Raw genomic sequence first — 16,713 nt, forward strand, 5'->3', positions numbered from 1 at the left:
AAACATGAAAAGACTAATTCTACTATTCGTGGGGCTGGCTACTGCATTTGCCTCAAGCGCGCAGAATCCTTCATGGATGCGCTATCCGGCGATTTCCCCGGACGGAACACAAATCGTTTTCAGCTACCAAGGCGACCTCTATTTGGTCTCCAGAGATGGTGGCGAAGCTCGTCCATTGACCACACATCCCGCCTACGATTACGAACCGGTTTGGTCCCGCGACGGATCCAAAATTGCCTTTGCCAGTGATCGCTACGGAAACTATGACGTATTCGTGATTGATGCGAACGGCGGCACCCCAACTCGGTTGACTTACGCCAGCAGCGGCGATCACCCCAGTGACTTTACCCCTGACGGATCTGCGGTCTTGTTTTCTGCCTCACGGCAGGATGCTGCGAGCAACCGACAGTTCCCCTCTGGAGGTTTAAGAGAGTTGTACCAAGTCCCCGTGAACGGCGGACGTCCCGTACAGCTCTTGACCACTGCTGCGGAAAACGCACGTTACAATGCAGACGGAAGCTCCATCATTTTCCACGACTGGAAAGGCTATGAAGACTTCTGGCGGAAGCATCACACCTCCGCAGTTACCCGTGATATCTGGCAGTACAACTTTGCCGATGGCAGCTATACCAAACTTTCCACCTACGAAGGCGAGGACCTCTATCCTGTTTGGGATCCATCTTCTGACGGCATTTACTACACCAGCGAAATGTATGGCAACAGCTTCAATGTGGTTAAGCGCGGTGCAGATGGCAGCATGTCCCAGGTAAGCTCTCTCGAGAATCACCCTGTACGGATGTTGTCTGTGAGCAACGATGGGCTCTTGTGCTACAGCTATCATGGTGAGCTCTACACACAACGCGAAGGAAGCGATCCGCTCAAGGTGACCGTTACCTTGCGCGATGACGCAAAAGAGAATGACTACGAAATCTTGCGCGCATCGGGATCTTCTGATTTTTCAGTAAGCCCGAACGGAAAGGAAATTGCCTTTATCTACCGCGGAGAAGTTTTCGTGACTTCCGTAGACGGATCGTGGACCAAGAGAGTAACCAACACTCCAGAACAAGAGCGCTCGGTGGACTTCCACCCAGATGGACGAAAAATCCTCTACGCCGGAGAGCGGGATGGATCTTGGAACATCTATGAGTCGGAAATCGCTCGTGAAGACGAGAAGTATTTTTACAGTTCAACTTTACTCAATGAAAAGGCCCTACTGGACAACCCAGAGGAAGAGTTTCAAGCACAGTATTCTCCAGATGGAAAAGAAGTGGCCTACTTGGAAGAGCGCGTAGTGTTGAAGGTCCTCAACATTGAGAGTGGAGACACGAGAACCGTTCTCCCTGCGCAGTACAACTATAGTTATGCCGACGGCGACCAGTACTACGAGTGGTCTCCTGATGGTAAATGGTTCTTCGTTGAATACCTGCCTGGGAAGCAGTGGATCGGGGATATCGGCCTTGTCGCCGCCAGTGGCGAAGAAGAGCCCATTGACATGACCCGTTCCGGATTCAATGATTGGGGAGCCAGCTTTGAGGCAGGTGGTGAAATCATGCTGTGGGGAAGCAACCGTCACGGGAACACCAATCTCCAAGGCCGCGGAGGTTCTTGGGATCTTTATGCTCTATTCCTCACGCAGGCTGCTTGGGATAAGTATCGTTTGAATGAGCAAGAGTATGAGCTCTGGAAAGAGATGAAAGAGGATGAAGGAAAGGACGATGACGGAGATGAAGACGACGATAAAAAGTCCAAGAAGAAAAAGAAAGATGATGATGAGGACGCTGATGAAAAGGCGATGGTCTACGACATGGATGGCGTCCACGAAAGAAAGGCCCGTCTAACTCCAATGAGTGGATCTTATGGAGGAGGATTCCTCAACAAGGACGGAGATAAACTCTACCTCTTCTCATACGTCAATCGCAAGTGGGGCCTATATGAATGGGACCTTTACAAACGCGAAATGGAATCCGTTGCCAGCTTGGGCCGAAGCTTCGGTAACTGGGAGTTGGACAAGGATCGCAAGCACGTCTACGTATCTACGGGAGGCGGTTTCAGTAAAATTGCTTTGGCCGGTGGAAAGACCGAACGTGTTTCCGTCGATGCTGAAGTACGTTTAGACCCTCAGGGAGAGCGTGAATACCTCTTCGAGCACGTATGGCGTCAAACCCTGAAGAAGTTCTATGTAGAGGACATGCAGGGTGTTGATTGGGCTTTCTACAAGGAAGCCTATGAGCCCAAAGTAAAGGAGATGACCAACAACGACGATTTCGCCGAATTGATGAGCGAGCTCCTTGGAGAATTAAACGCTTCTCATACGGGATCCGGCGCTTTTGGCGGCAGCTATGGAGATGACCAAACGGGCGTCTTCGGAATGCTCTTCGACTGGACTCAAGATGCTGATGGATTGACCATTACGGAAGTATTGAAAAATGGACCCGGAGATTACAAAGACTCACCATTTAAAGCCGGTACTGTTGTGAAGGCCGTTGATGGTCGCGAGATTAAGGCCGGAGAAAACCCTTGGGGCTGGTTCAACCGCAAAGCGGGTGAAACAGTGCTCCTAACCGTGAGCAATGACGGCAAGGAGGAAGATGTGCGCATTCGCGCCATCAGCCGAGGTTATGAGAACCAGTTGTTGTATGAACGATGGGTGGAAACCAACCGCAAGGAAGTGGAAGAACTCTCCGGTGGAAAAGTTGGATATGTTCACGTTCGCGGAATGAACGACGCCAGTATGCGTACGGTCTATGAAGAAGCCCTGGGGCGCTACTACGACTGTGACGCATTGATCGTGGACACGCGTTTTAACGGTGGCGGATGGTTGCACGATGAGTTGGCGACCTTCTTAAGCGGTAAGGCCTACGTGAACTTGGTTCCACGTGGTCAAGACCTAGGACATGAGCCCATGGGCAAATGGAAAGGCAAATCCTGCGTATTGATGAGTGAGTCCAATTATTCGGACGCGCACTTCTTCCCATGGACCTACAAGACCTTAGACATCGGTCCGCTGATTGGAACTCCTGTGGCGGGAACAGCCACTGCCGTATGGTGGGAGACCTTGATGAACAACTCCATGTACTTTGGAATACCGATGGTGGGTACGATAGACTGGGACGGAAACTACTTGGAAAACCAGGAGCTTCAGCCCGACTACGAAGTGGTATTGACTCCTGCTGACGCAGCGGTTGGGAAAGACCCTCAGCTTGAAAAAGCAGTAGAGGTCATGCTCGAAGGCCTTGAATAAAAAAACGCCGCTGCTTCAAAGAGCAGCGACGCTTAAGTAATCAACAGCAAGCCGTAGGCCGAAAGGTTTACGGCTTGTTTTGGTATTTCTCGTAGAGTTTCTGCTGAGGACCGGATAGATCCAATTTACGCCCTTGAATGAGGGCCACCCGAACATCGTTCGTTCGCATATCCAATAAGTCTCCAGAAGAGATGATCAAGTTGGCATCTTTTCCAACTTCAAGGGTACCGGTGCGGTCTGAAATCCCGAGGATTTTTGCCGGGTTTGCCGTAATCATGCTCAAAGCAACCTCATAGTCAAGTCCCCCCGCTACGGCTGTACCAGCAAAGAAGGGCAAATTCCGGGCCTCTTGAAGATCGTCGTAGCTCAAAGCCACCAAGACACCTGCTTTGTGCAAACGAAGGGGTAGATCAAAACGTTCGTCCAGAGAGGCATCGGCTCGATTCGGCAAGGCGTGTACTTGAGGCAGGATGACCGGGATCTCGTTTTCTGCGAGGAAGTCGATACACAAGCCTGCATCACGCGGCTCTACGATCACCACTTTTGGGATTTCCATCTTTTGGGCCCATTGCACCGCCTCGATAATCTGCTGCCGACGGGCTGCCTGAATGAAGAGAATCTTCTCCCCGCCAAATACGGGAAGGATGGCCTCCAACTTCAAATTAGAAGCTTGATCTTCTTCAAATGCAGCATAGGCTTGGGCATCCTTGAAGATCTGATCGATCATGGCTACTTGCTCACCATAATCTCGGTTTTCGCGACGCTCGGTTTCCCCAAGCCACCAGCGTGCTCCGTAGGTTGGTGAAGGCCAAGAAAGGTGAAGTCCATTGTCTAGAGCGTATGCTGCATCTTCCCAATTCCAGGCGTCCAACTGGACCACCGAGGAGGTTCCGGGTAAGTATCCCCCGCGAGGGGTTGGCTGCGCCAGGAGAACGCCTAAATGGCGCTGTGCCGGAATATGCCAACTGTCCGTATTGTACGCGATCAAACTGCGCACATTCGGGGTCAATGCCCCCACCTCGCGGTCATCACGAGAAGCACGTACGGCTGATATATCCTCTAGTCCAAGGGTGGTATTCAGTTGAATGAGCCCCGGATAAATATGACCTCCCTCTGCGTCAATGATATCATAGGCAGAAGCGTCAATCCGAATGGCCGAACCATCTCCAACAGCCTTAATTTTACCCTCTTCAATAAAGATGTAGGCATTCTCGATCACCTCGCCGTTTCCGACGTGGACCGTACCATTAATAATCGCAATAGGTCCCTCCTGAGGGGCCCCTGGACTTGGAATTTGAGCGACCGCCACAACACTCCACAGTAAAGCTAAAATGAGATTCAATCTTTTCATGGTGCTGGTATTAGTAGGCTACGCCTTGGTTCAACAAATCGTCACAGTGCCAATGATGCCGCTGCTTTTCCTTCGGCTTCTGCGTTTTGGCTCCTTTTTCTTTTTCTCCCCGCATCAGGGCAATCAACCGCTGACGTTCGCTTTGTATCCAAGCCAATCGCTCAGCGTCGGCCGCTCGATCGAAATAGATACGTCCGTCAATCAAGGTGGTTTGGGCCTCGCTGTACACGCTGAGCGGATGTCCTGTCCAAAGCACGAGATCGGCGCTTTTTCCAGGCTCAAGCGTTCCCATTTCATCATCCAGATGAAGCAGTTTTGCGGGGTTCAAGGTCACCATCTTCAAAGCCTCAACCTCCGAAACGCCTCCATACTTGACCGCCTTAGCCGCCTCTTGATTCAAGCGACGGCCCATCTCCGCATCATCGGAATTGATGGCCACCGTGACTCCAGCCTCGTGCATGAGTGCTGCGTTGTAAGGAATGGCCTCTTTTACTTCATATTTATAGGCCCACCAATCGGCAAAAGTAGAACCACCGGCGCCGTGTTCCGCCATAATATCTGCGACTTTATAGCCCTCCAAAATGTGGGTAAAGGTATTGATGCGGAAACCGAATTGCTCAGCTACCTTCATGAGCATATTGATCTCACTTTGCACATAGCTATGGCACGTAATGAAGCGCTGACTTTCCACGATCTCGGCAAGCGCCTCGAGCTCTAGATCGCGATGGAATGCTTCTTTCTTGCCGGTTTGCGCCTCCACGGCGCGATAATCCATCGCCCGAGTAAAAGCGTTCACATAGACTTGCTCTACTCCCATCCGAGTTTGCGGAAAGCGTATTCGATTATCATCACCCCAGTTGCTCTGCTTTACATTCTCTCCCAAGGCAAACTTGATGAAGCCATCCGCTCCTTCAATACGCATCTCCTGAGGGCTCGCCCCCCAGCGGAATTTGACCAAAGCGCTTTGACCACCAATGGGGTTTGCCGAACCGTGCAGTAATTGCGCGGCCACTACTCCACCGGCGAGTTGTCGATAGATGTCAATATCGTCGGAATCAACAGCGTCGTACATCCGTACTTCTGCCGAACTGTTCATGGTTCCTTCGTTGACTCCGCTTAAGGCGATGTGCGAATGCTCATCGACAATACCGGGTGTGAGGTGCATTCCTGAAGCGTCTACTTCGGTAGCCCCAGAAGCGTCAAGATCGACACCCACAGCCTCAATTCGTCCGTTGCGCACCCAAAGATCTGCTTCTTGAAGAACTTCTTGATCGCCCGCCAGCGTCCAGATGGTCGCCTTTCGGAAAACGATGTTCGTGTCTTCAGGAGCATCGAAATACCCGTATCCGTTAAACGGCCTAGGCAGCTCGGCCATCATCTCTTCGGAGGAAGATTCTTCCTTTTTCTTTTTCTTCTTCGTGGTATCCACGGGCAAAGCACTGGTGTAGGTTGCCGTCCAATCGACCCAACGACCATCGCTCCACTGACCACTTCCACGGTATCCGTCATCGGTCCGGAATCCATTCAATCGAATGGAGGCCGGGAGGCCATCTGGTTGGAAGCTCATCACAAGGTTAGGGCCCTTGAATTTTGAAGTCACCTCGAGTGTCGTGGAATCGGTCAAGGCGATTTCGGCACGATGCTTTCCTGCGTCTCCCAGGACCTTGAAGGTCCAAGTGCTGTCCTCGATGGTTAGGTCGTAGACGCCGGCATAATCATCGGCCCGTAGGGCCTTATACTCATGGGCCTGGCCGCCTGTCCACACTTGGTAAACGGTGCAGCCTTTAGCAAATAGCGTGGTGTCCGTGATGAGCAAATCGGCGCGATATCCCGCATCGACTTGACCTACGCGGTCCGAAACACCTAACCAGCGCGCGGGGGTCGTGGTCATGGCGGCTAGAGCAACCTCTTCGGGCAGGCCTTTCTCAATAGCTCCGCGCAAATTCTTCCAGAAATCCCGTTGGTTGTCTAGGCCATCCAGGGTAAAGGTAAACTCGATTCCCGCCGCGTGAAGTCGCGCCGCGTTCTCGGCCGCGTGCTCCCAATGCCACATCTCTTCCAGGTCTATGTCCACCGCTCCATATGGATCCTCAACATCGTAGGCGTCAGGGAAATCCAAGGGAAGGATGAAGCGCAAACCGGCATCCGCCAATTCTTGCGTCCGTTGGTATTCATCTCCGTTTCCGCGAACGATGAAGTCGTATCCCATCTCTTCGCCAATTTCATCGGCCAGTAGGGCGCGGAGTCGATTGCGGACTTCGAATACTGCCGGAAGAGCCCGCTGGGCGTTAAAGGCCTCTAATGTTGCGTCATAGGATTCGGGCTGGTCCACTGCGGCGTAGTACGACGCATCGTAATGCGTCTGACGCAAGAGGGCCACAGAACCCATGATACTGCTCGGATAGCTCTGCGTGCTGGTCCCTTTTTGAAAACTGAAATGCGTCGAGGCCGCTGGAACAATTACCGCCGTTCCGGCATCGGTCTTGGCCGTACTTACGAGGGAGCCGGAGCCGCGATGGATTCCGTCGTGACGATGCGTCAATACCGCCGTAAACCCGAGCTTTCGGAGCGCAGCGGCGTCCTTTTCCGATGGCTCAAAGACTTTATCCGCTTCAAATTCAGATCGAATGGCCTGATTCCAACCGTAGGGCCCTTTGGTTTTACTATCGAATTGGGGGCCACGGCTCCGATCTCGAGATCGTTCCGCTTGGGGCGTTCCGTATGTACTGTATAGGTCAATGAGCCCAGGATATATGTGCTTGCCTTCCAAATCCACGACGCGATACCCTTTTGGCGCTTCTCCAGAGGTCATGACCTGGATGATCATAGAGCCTTCTATAAGAACCGTAGCTTCTTCTTGGGTCGTCGTTTCATTGATGTGAACAGTTGCGTTGGTCAGGGCATAGCGTTCCGGGCGCTCATCGGCCAAATCATTGGTCTTCCCGGTTTGCCCTAAAGCCGTAAAAGCGAACAACATAAACAGTCCGCTCAGGAATGGTGTTTTCTTCAAAGTCGTCTTGTTTGGGGTAATAGAATGGCAAGTATAACCAAAAACGAGGCGTTTTGATTAATTTGCGCCCGTGCTACACTACACCACGTACGAACACGATGACAGCAACGAGTGGGTGACCTTCATCCACGGGGCCGGAGGCTCATCGAGCATTTGGTTCCGACAACTCCGAGCTTTTCGGAAGCGATTCAATGTCTTGCTCATTGACCTTCGCGGTCACGGTCAGAGCAAAGGATTGGAGCCACTCAAAATGCCGCGCTACACCTTCGAAGAAATTACCGAAGAGGTACGCGAGGTCATTGATCATCTGCGCATTCAAAAAAGCCACTTCATCGGGATCTCCCTCGGAACCATTATCGTTCGGGAATTGGCCGAACGCCATCGCGAGCGCGTTCAGAGCATGATCATGGCGGGTGCCGTGATGAAAATGAACCTGCGAGGTAAAATTTTGATGCGCTTAGGCGTTTGGTTCAAAAGCGTTGTTCCCTATCTCCTGCTTTACCGGTTCTTCGCCTTTATCATCATGCCCCGGAAGGCACACCGCACTTCACGCCTACTCTTTATTGAAGAGGCCAAGAAACTCGCGCAGAAAGAATTCATTCGCTGGTTCAAGTTAGCAGCGGACGTGAATGCCAAGCTCAAGTGGTTCCGAACGGTAGAAGTTCCCATTCCGACCCTGTACCTCATGGGCGATGAAGACCATATGTTCTTGCCCTCGATCAAGCACTTGGCCGCTCGCCACAAAAGTGCAGAGCTGGTCGTCGTTCCCAACTCAGGCCATGTCGTAAACATCGATCAACCGGAATTCTTCAATGATCACAGCATACGATTTATTGAGCAAGTGCCTACGGCACGATAACCCCTCTTCCCCATGAAATTCATCTCCTTCAACGTGAACGGCATCCGTGCCAGTGTCAAAAAAGGACTCTTGGACAGCCTTGTCGAAATGGATGCGGACGCCGTCTGCTTTCAAGAAACTAAGGCAACTCCTGAACAAGTGGCTGAGGCGCTCACAGGCTTACAAGGGTATCACTTGCACGCTTATTCCGCGGAGAAAAAAGGGTATTCGGGTACCGCCATCATTTCAAAAGAAGCACCACAATCGGTGACCTACGGAATTGGAATCGAAGAGCACGATCAAGAAGGGCGTGTCATCACTGCAGAGTTTGACGAGTACTACCTCGTCACCGCCTATGTGCCCAATTCTGGAAACGGGTTAAAAAGGCTCGACTATCGCAGCCAATGGGATGCAGATATGGCCGCGTATTTGGAACGACTTCAAGAGCAAAAGCCCGTAATGTTTTGCGGTGACCTGAACGTGGCGCACCAGGAGATCGACATTGCGAGACCAAAATCCAACTACAACAAAACGGCTGGGTACACCCAAAAGGAAATCGATGGAATGGATCGCTTTCTAAACCAAACCGGCCTAGTCGACACCTTTCGGGAACAACATCCCGAAGAGGTCAAATACAGCTGGTGGAGCTATCGAGCTGGAGCTCGTGAAAAGAATATTGGCTGGCGCTTAGACTACTTTCTCGTGAGTAAAGCGCTCATGCCCCGGATCTCATCGAGTTTTATCCTCAACGAGGTACTCGGGTCCGATCACTGCCCGGTGGGTATTGAGATGTCTTAAGACTATTCGAGATCTACCAATCCCTTTTCTTCGGCTAGCCCTTTGGTCAGTTCTAGGCACAAGTCAACGACCCAAATGCCACCACCATCATCTCCTAAAGGCTCATCCTCTTCAAATGCGGTAACTGCGTCCTGAAGGTCCATGGCATGAATACCCGCGTAGAAGAAATACTCGCCGGGATCGATGCCCTCTGCATCAATTCGGTGATCCAAAAAGACCCCCCAATACGTGGCGAAAAAATCCTCCAGTGAGGTATCCTCGGCAATTTCAATTTCGATGTAATCTCCCTCGTCCAGAAGGTATTCGTCGAGGAAGGTGTTGAGTTCGCGCAACTTGCTCATGATGCATGGATTTTTAACGAAGGTACCTCAAAATGCCACGCCACTGGGGCCAAAGGGGTTAAATAATAGTTACGGCATCTTTTTCATTGGTTACGAGACACTTAGAAACCGTTAATTTGGCGTACCTTTGCAGCCATTTTTACAAAGAAGCCCCTATGAACTTGCGTAACATCGCCATCATTGCTCACGTTGACCACGGTAAAACCACCTTGGTAGACAAAATGCTCCACGCCGGAAATCTTTTCGACGACCACGAAAAGCCAGGGGAGCTCATCATGGATTCCAACGATTTGGAGCGCGAGCGCGGCATTACCATTTTGGCCAAGAACGTAAGTGTACGTTACGGTGATCACAAGATCAACGTAATCGACACACCAGGCCACAGTGATTTTGGAGGTGAAGTAGAGCGCGTTCTAAACATGGCAGATGGTGTACTTCTTTTGGTCGACGCTTTTGAAGGCCCAATGCCACAGACTCGTTTTGTGTTGAGCAAGGCCATTGAGCTCGGGCTTAAACCTATCGTGGTCATCAACAAGGTCGACAAGCCGAACTGTACTCCAGAAGAAGTACACGAGATGGTCTTCGATCTCATGTTCCATTTGGAAGCTACCGAAGAGCAATTGGATTTCCCTACAGCGTACGGATCCGCCAAACAAGGCTGGATGGCCGAGGACTGGAACGCACCCACGGACAACATTAACTATCTGCTCGACATGATCATCGAGCACATCCCTGCTCCTGAAAAACGTGAAGGTACACCTCAGTTGCTGATCACCTCATTGGATTACTCCTCATTCGTTGGCCGTATTGCGATTGGCCGCTTGCATCGCGGAACGCTTAAAGCGAATCAGCAAGTCAATCTCGTGAAACGGGACGGTACAGTTGTCAAGTCCAAAATCAAGGAACTTTTCGTCTTTGAAGGGTTTGAAAAAGTTAAAGTAGACGAAGTACACAGCGGGGAGATTTGTGCCATCACCGGAATTGAGGGTTTTGACATCGGCGATACCGTCGCGGATTTTGAGGCACCAGAGGGCTTGCCGACCATCAAAATCGACGAGCCTACCATGAGCATGACCTTCACCATCAATGACTCTCCATTCTTTGGAAAAGAAGGAAAATTTGTGACTTCACGTCACATTAAGGAGCGTCTTGAAAAAGAGATGGAGAAGAACTTGGCTCTTCGCGTCGAAGAGACGGACTCCGCGGATACCTTCAAAGTATTTGGGCGAGGAGTACTTCACTTGAGCGTATTGATTGAAACCATGCGCCGCGAAGGCTATGAGGTGCAAATTGGTCAGCCTCAGGTAATTCTCAAAGAAATTGATGGTCAAAAAATGGAGCCTGTTGAGCACCTGACCATTAACCTGCCAGAGAACGTAAGTGGAAAAGCCATTGAAGCGGTCACCCTGCGCAAAGGTGAAATGCTGACCATGGAGCCCAAGGGAGATCGCATCCACTTGGAATTTCAAATTCCTTCACGTGGGCTTATCGGTCTTCGAAACTACCTGTTGACGGCAACAGCTGGGGAGGCCATCATGAGTCACCGATTCTTAGAATTCCAACCCTATAAAGGTGAGATCCCAGGTCGCCAGAACGGATCGTTGATCGCTTTGGAAACTGGAACGGCGATTCCTTACTCCATCAACAACCTTCAAGATCGCGGTACCTTTTTTATTGCTCCAGGGGTAAATATTTACGAAGGACAAGTCATTGGCGAGAACAACCGCCCAGGTGATTTGACCATCAATGTGACCAAGACCAAGAAGCTTAGTAATATGCGTTCTTCAGGGGCAGACGATAAAATGCGTATTGCACCACCTGTTGAGTTTACTTTGGAAGAGGCCTTAGAATACATCCAATCGGACGAGTACGTAGAGGTAACTCCAGAGAGTATACGATTGAGAAAGATCTATTTGAAAGAACACGAGCGCAAGCGTTCTGGAAAGTAACCAGGGCTCTTCGTTCTAAAGACTGCAGGCCATGGATTTAAACTTCATTCTTTCAACGGCCATATTGATATTCTTTGTACTCGACCCCTTCGGGAACGTTCCTTTGGTATTGACCATCCTTAAAGACGTTCCGGCGGAGCGCAGGCGAAAGATTATCATCCGCGAAGTACTCATTGGGCTGGTAATCCTATTGCTGTTCCTCTTCTTCGGGAACGAGTTCTTGAGTATTTTCCATTTGGAAACCGAAGCGGTACAGATTTCGGGAGGAGTGATTTTCTTCATCATTGGAATGCGGATGATCTTCCCTGCGGATCCAAACCAATCGCTTTTTGCCGCTCAAGGCGAACCCTTCATTGTTCCGATCGCAATGCCCATGATAGCGGGACCATCAGCCTTAGCGACGCTGTTGGTATTGTCGAAAAATCATGCAGACGCGCCTGTTAGCGTCACTTTAGCCCTTCTTGCGGCCTGGGGAGCATCTTTTTTAATTCTCCTGGCAGCACCCTTCATGTATCGCTGGCTTCGCCGCCGAGGCCTTACTGCGCTTGAGCGTTTGATGGGAATGCTCCTGCTTTTCTTAAGCGTCCAGATGTTCATTGACGGCATCCGCGGACTGCTTGTGTAACAATAGTATAATTTATCGCAACGAGACTTGTTCTCTTATATAGAATTTCTCCAGATCTTAGCTGTGAGGTTAGAGGTTTTCATGTTGCAGCGTCCCCAACTAACCTGGGGACAAGCGCCCACCCCGAGGGAGGACACATAAAGGGGTGGGCGCTCTTTTTATATCCCCTTGTTAATAAAATTGTTTAATCTTTTGTCCCTGAACCACTTAGGATTAGGAAAAAATTACGAGCTTGAGCATCAAGACACAATCCATGCGTCTTATTTGTCCTCCCGGACAGATGTTTAGGTTAATGAGGAAAAGTCCCGCGGTGCCGACGGGACTTTTCTGCTTTAATTTCACGACCTTTGTGGCTCATTTCTAACACGTTCCCATTTGACTTCATTTAAATCCCTTGGGCTTTCTAGCGAAATGCTAAAAGGCCTGGAAGATCTTGGCTTTCAACAGCCTTCGGAAATTCAAGCACAAGCCATCCCCCTTCTTCTTGATGGAGACAACGACCTTATTGGCTTGGCACAGACGGGAACGGGAAAGACCGCTGCCTTTGGAATTCCCCTACTCGAGCGAGTAGACCCCGAAGAGCCTCGAACGCAAGCGCTTATTCTGGCTCCAACTCGTGAGCTCGGGCAACAGATTGCTGAACAGCTAGCCCTCTTCAGCAAATACCAGGATCAGGTAAATGTATTGGCTGTATATGGCGGAGCAGCCATCATCAACCAAATCAAAGCCCTCAAAAAGCCACAACAAGTAATCATTGCGACTCCCGGTCGACTTATAGACCTGATCGAGCGAAAAGCGGTGGACTTGAGTGCACTAGGTATTTTGGTACTTGATGAAGCGGATGAAATGCTCAACATGGGCTTCAAAGACGAGCTCGATAAGATTTTGAGCTACACTCCGGTAGAAAAACTCACTTGGCTCTTTTCCGCGACTATGCCGGCTGAAATCCAAAAGCTCGTTCAAAACTATATGAATGCGCCACTGGAAGTACGCGTCGCCACCAAGAACGAGGTCAACAAGAATATTGATCATCGCTTCGTCATCACACAAGGAGCCAAAAAATCAGAAGCACTCATGCGCTTCTTGGACCACGAAACAGCGCTTCGCGGGGTGGTTTTCTGCCGAACAAAGCGGGATACTCAAAACCTCGCTGAGTATTTGCTCAAAAGTGACTACAAGGCAGATGCTCTTCATGGTGATCTAAGTCAAGCACAGCGAGATCGCGTTATGAAGCGATTTAAGAACCATGAGCTTCAAGTGCTCATTGCCACGGATGTAGCTGCTCGCGGAATTGACGTGAATGACCTTACTCACGTCTTCCACATGGCATTGCCAGATGACCCAGCGTACTACACACACCGCAGCGGGCGTACTGCACGTGCTGGAAAAAAAGGAATCTCTCTTGTCTTCGCGACCGGGCGGGATCGGGGGCGACTGGAGCGTTTAGCTGATAAGTTGGACATCTCCTTCTCTCAAGCTGATGTCCCAACCCCTGAAGACATCAAGGCGGCCAAAATTGAGAAGTGGGTTCAACAAATTCTCGACACTCGTCCCAAAGGGAAAATTGACGGCCAACTTTTTTTCGAAGTCGCCAATACACTTGCTGGGCTCAGCAAGGAGGAGCTTTTGGCAAAGTTGCTTGTCCTTGAGCTAGAGCGAAGCAATTCCTCCGGTGAAGGAGACGATTTAAATCAACGCTTCTCGAGTGGAAAACCCAAAGGCGGCCGCTCCAGAGGCGGTGGCGGTGGCGGGTACCATAAGAAGGGATCCTACCACAAAAGGAAAGGTGGTGGCAAAAAGAAAAAAGGCGGCTTTAAAGCCAAAGATCGCCACCACGGCCGAAGAGGGAGGTAATTCGAACACCTCCTGAATCCAGACTTGTGATTTATTAGCCTAAAAATCTTTTCCGAGGCAGAATACCTGCAGTACTTTGCAAGCGGTTTCAAGAACAGTGCCTTCGGTTTCTCCAGAACCAATCAATCCGAAGACACAACGTTCATAAAGCGCACAGATCTCCAGCTGTGCGCTTTTTTTCTTTTGTGCTATCTTGATAAGATATATCTCGAACACATGAAAACTCGCTTTACTCGATTGGGGCTGGCCTTTGCCTTGTCTTTAGTTCTTCAAGCTTGCCAAGTACAATTTGTTGCTGACTACGATGGGCAATTGGCGACACAAATTGAAAATGCAGCAGAAGCCATTGACTATTTCTATTTGAGCATGGGTGAAAACACCACAGGAGATTTTGGAGCGCGAAGCTATCAGTACTTCAAAGAGGATTATTTAAAGATTGAAGTGCAACTGAATTCCATAGTGCGAAAGAATCGCATTCAACCCCTAAATGAAAACAGCACTCGTATTGCTGTCATGACTTTGGACAAGTGGATTGAATACAAAGAGATACACAAGAAAAAAGATGGCATTTCGGATGCTGATATCAAGTTAAATCGCCTGACCATGAGCGATTTTTTCTACGCCATGCTGGTTGCCGAAGAAGGAAAAAAGATGGCACAACCCTAAAAGCAATAATCGCATGAGAATCGATATTGACCAAACCCTACAAGAGATGATTGCGGCGGCCGAAGAGGCTTTCGGAAAAGGCTGGAAGAAGATCAAGGACCCCGCTCAAGATATAATTCATCGACAAAGAGAGCGTTTCGAAATGCTGAGTCAAATGAAGACTGAAGGGCTCTTATCCGAAGAAGAATTCACCTATCGACTCCAAGAGCAAAAAGAAATTCTACAGGCAAATCTGGAAGCCCTTGAGGTGAGAGGAAAGGTGCTGGCTCAAAACGCGGCAAATGCAGCCATAAAAGTCTTCGAAAAAGCCGTCAGCGCTCTTTTGTAAGGATACTCTTTAGAGAAAGGACTTACAATTCGTATTTTCACCTCGCTATGTTAACCCTCTTACCCTCAACTAAATGATCCGCTTTTTAAAATGGTTGGTGATTGCCTTGGTCGCCTTAATTGTATTGCTCTTTGGAGCTTACAAATACATGCAATCGCAAACGAAAAAACACAGTCCCGAAGAAATTATAACCATGACTGTCGGAGACGGAGAAGTCGAAGTCTTTTACAACCGCCCCTATAAAAAAGATCGAGAAATATTCGGCGCCCTTGTCCCTTACGGAGAGGTATGGCGTACGGGGGCCAATGAGGCCAGCACCTTTTCCACGACCACCGACATTAAGATTGAAGGGCAGTCACTTCCGGCAGGGAAATATACCCTATGGACCATTCCTGATGAAAACGAGTGGACCGTTATTTGGAACAGTAAAATGTACTCTTGGGGCGTGGACTGGGAAGCTAATGCTCAACGAAAAGCAGAGTTCGATGTACTGCAAGTCAAGGTACCCGTTCTTGCCCTTGAAGAAGAGGTGGAGCAATTCACGATTCGCTTTTCCAGTGAACAGGCATTGATTCTGGAATGGGATCAGGTTCAAGTGAGCGCACAAATTACGCCGTAAGAAGCACAGGGCATTTCGTATTTTAGAAGGGTCGTGAAACTGTTTTACTCCCTTATCTTCACCCTACTGGCCGTGGCCAGTTTTGGGCAATCTGCCAAGTTCCGTCAGACCTTGGAATTTCAGATTAATATACGTTCTGCCCTTGACGTTTCAGGGGGAGGCGAAGTACATTACACTTATCGATTGAATGAAGCCATCCATTTGTGGAATTGGGAAGTCTACGGGGGTGGTGGCTTTTGGAGCCGGGATGAACAGGGAGGCCCACATTTAGTTGGCGGCGGACGCTCCGTTTTTGGACGAAGAAGACATCAAGTCTTGGGCGATTTAGGAGCTGCTTACCTCTTTGATGTTCGAAACGGAGGAACGGGCTATGTACACCCGGTATTGAATTTGGGATATCGCTTTAATCCCAAAAAAGACGATTGGCACCTTCAGGTCTCTGCGGGGACTTGGGGTTTGGTCAGTTTGAACTTTGGCTTGAAATGGTAGCCTTCCATTCTTTGAGGCCCATTATGGCGAGATATAGGAAAACAAGATATTGGAAAGCTGTAAGCCCCAGTCCCTTGTAGACGTACAAGGGAATAGAGATCGCGTCTCCAATGATCCAAAGCCACCAGTGCTCCAGGTTCTTTCGGGCCATGAAGTACATCCCCACAAAGAATAATGAGGTGGTGGTGGCATCGATGTACGGCACATCGCTGTCGGTGAATCGCACCAAGACGAAGGCGAGGATGGCCCACGCAATCAGGAGGGCTGCGAATAGTTTGGGGTACTCATCGCGCCGTAGGCGGCAGAATAGCCGCTCCGCGGCTTCATCCGGCTTCTCTTGAAGCCAAACGTACCAGCCGTAAAAGCTCATGACCATAAAGTAAGCGTTGATGCCCATATCGGCATAGAGCTTGGCGTTGAGGCAAATGTAGATGTAGAGTGAAGTGGAGATAATGCCGGTAGGATAGACCGCAATCTTGGCCAGTCGCGCATAGTAAACCGAGAGCAGACCAAACACAACGGCGACCACCTCAATTCCAATGTCCAAATTGGAGTATCCTCGATACGGGTCCAAGAAGTAGTCGATCCATTCCACAGGGCAAAG

14 protein-coding genes are annotated in these 16,713 nt (G+C 50.0%); 10 read left to right on the plus strand and 4 right to left on the minus strand.

Annotated elements, in window-relative coordinates; genetic code table 11:
• Positions 1 to 4: 4 nt before the first annotated feature.
• A complete protein-coding gene (locus tag HZ996_00470) occupies positions 5 to 3,241 on the plus strand; it encodes a PD40 domain-containing protein (GenBank protein ID QTN37670.1) in 3,237 nt (1,078 codons plus the stop codon).
• Between the two features lie 67 nt (positions 3,242 to 3,308).
• On the opposite strand, the gene HZ996_00475 is transcribed toward HZ996_00470, so the two are convergent.
• Both HZ996_00475 and HZ996_00480 read right to left on the minus strand, forming a co-directional pair.
• The gene (locus HZ996_00475; protein QTN37671.1) at positions 3,309 to 4,592 is read right to left on the minus strand and encodes an amidohydrolase family protein; all 1,284 of its coding nucleotides are present in this window, start codon (positions 4,590 to 4,592) and stop codon (positions 3,309 to 3,311) included.
• Between the two features lie 10 nt (positions 4,593 to 4,602).
• A complete protein-coding gene (locus tag HZ996_00480) occupies positions 4,603 to 7,569 on the minus strand; it encodes an amidohydrolase family protein (protein QTN39976.1) in 2,967 nt (988 codons plus the stop codon).
• A gap of 103 nt (positions 7,570 to 7,672) precedes the next feature.
• On the opposite strand from HZ996_00480, the gene HZ996_00485 reads away from it, so the two are divergent.
• Together HZ996_00485 and xth are read left to right on the plus strand one after the other, a co-directional pair.
• Positions 7,673 to 8,461 (plus strand): alpha/beta hydrolase, encoded by a 789-nt coding sequence (locus HZ996_00485; protein QTN37672.1) that lies wholly within the window; start codon positions 7,673 to 7,675, stop codon positions 8,459 to 8,461.
• 12 nt (positions 8,462 to 8,473) lie between these two features.
• A complete protein-coding gene (gene xth, locus HZ996_00490) occupies positions 8,474 to 9,238 on the plus strand; it encodes an exodeoxyribonuclease III (GenBank protein ID QTN37673.1) in 765 nt (254 codons plus the stop codon).
• Between the two features lie 2 nt (positions 9,239 to 9,240).
• On the opposite strand, the gene HZ996_00495 is transcribed toward xth, so the two are convergent.
• Positions 9,241 to 9,579, minus strand: coding sequence for a hypothetical protein (locus tag HZ996_00495; protein QTN37674.1), 339 nt, complete (start codon positions 9,577 to 9,579; stop codon positions 9,241 to 9,243).
• A gap of 155 nt (positions 9,580 to 9,734) precedes the next feature.
• Here HZ996_00495 and typA point away from each other — a divergent pair, with 155 nt between their 5' ends.
• The 7 genes from typA (at position 9,735) to HZ996_00530 (ending at position 16,109) form a co-directional block, all read left to right on the plus strand.
• Positions 9,735 to 11,528 carry a translational GTPase TypA gene (gene typA, locus HZ996_00500; protein ID QTN37675.1) on the plus strand — a complete coding sequence of 598 codons (1,794 nt, stop codon included), beginning with the start codon at positions 9,735 to 9,737 and terminating at the stop codon, positions 11,526 to 11,528.
• Between the two features lie 31 nt (positions 11,529 to 11,559).
• Complete coding sequence (locus HZ996_00505; GenBank protein QTN37676.1) at positions 11,560 to 12,153, plus strand: NAAT family transporter; 594 nt, start codon at positions 11,560 to 11,562, stop codon at positions 12,151 to 12,153.
• Positions 12,154 to 12,528: 375 nt separating this feature from the next.
• The gene (locus tag HZ996_00510) at positions 12,529 to 14,007 is read left to right on the plus strand and encodes a DEAD/DEAH box helicase (GenBank protein QTN37677.1); all 1,479 of its coding nucleotides are present in this window, start codon (positions 12,529 to 12,531) and stop codon (positions 14,005 to 14,007) included.
• A gap of 216 nt (positions 14,008 to 14,223) precedes the next feature.
• The gene (locus HZ996_00515) at positions 14,224 to 14,673 is read left to right on the plus strand and encodes a hypothetical protein (GenBank protein QTN37678.1); all 450 of its coding nucleotides are present in this window, start codon (positions 14,224 to 14,226) and stop codon (positions 14,671 to 14,673) included.
• Positions 14,674 to 14,686: 13 nt separating this feature from the next.
• Positions 14,687 to 15,001, plus strand: a complete 315-nt coding sequence (locus HZ996_00520) for a hypothetical protein (GenBank protein ID QTN37679.1) — start codon at positions 14,687 to 14,689, stop codon at positions 14,999 to 15,001.
• Between the two features lie 73 nt (positions 15,002 to 15,074).
• Complete coding sequence (locus HZ996_00525) at positions 15,075 to 15,620, plus strand: DUF2911 domain-containing protein (GenBank protein QTN37680.1); 546 nt, start codon at positions 15,075 to 15,077, stop codon at positions 15,618 to 15,620.
• A 33-nt stretch (positions 15,621 to 15,653) separates the two neighbouring features.
• Positions 15,654 to 16,109 carry a hypothetical protein gene (locus HZ996_00530; protein ID QTN37681.1) on the plus strand — a complete coding sequence of 152 codons (456 nt, stop codon included), beginning with the start codon at positions 15,654 to 15,656 and terminating at the stop codon, positions 16,107 to 16,109.
• Here the strand turns inward: HZ996_00530 and HZ996_00535 are convergent.
• A complete protein-coding gene (locus HZ996_00535) occupies positions 16,081 to 16,695 on the minus strand; it encodes a nicotinamide mononucleotide transporter (protein QTN39977.1) in 615 nt (204 codons plus the stop codon). The two genes, HZ996_00530 and HZ996_00535, sit on opposite strands and share 29 nt — an antisense overlap.
• Between the last annotated feature and the right edge of the window lie 18 nt (positions 16,696 to 16,713).

This window comes from Cryomorphaceae bacterium (genome assembly GCA_017798125.1).
Classification (GTDB): Bacteria; Bacteroidota; Bacteroidia; order Flavobacteriales; family ECT2AJA-044; genus ECT2AJA-044.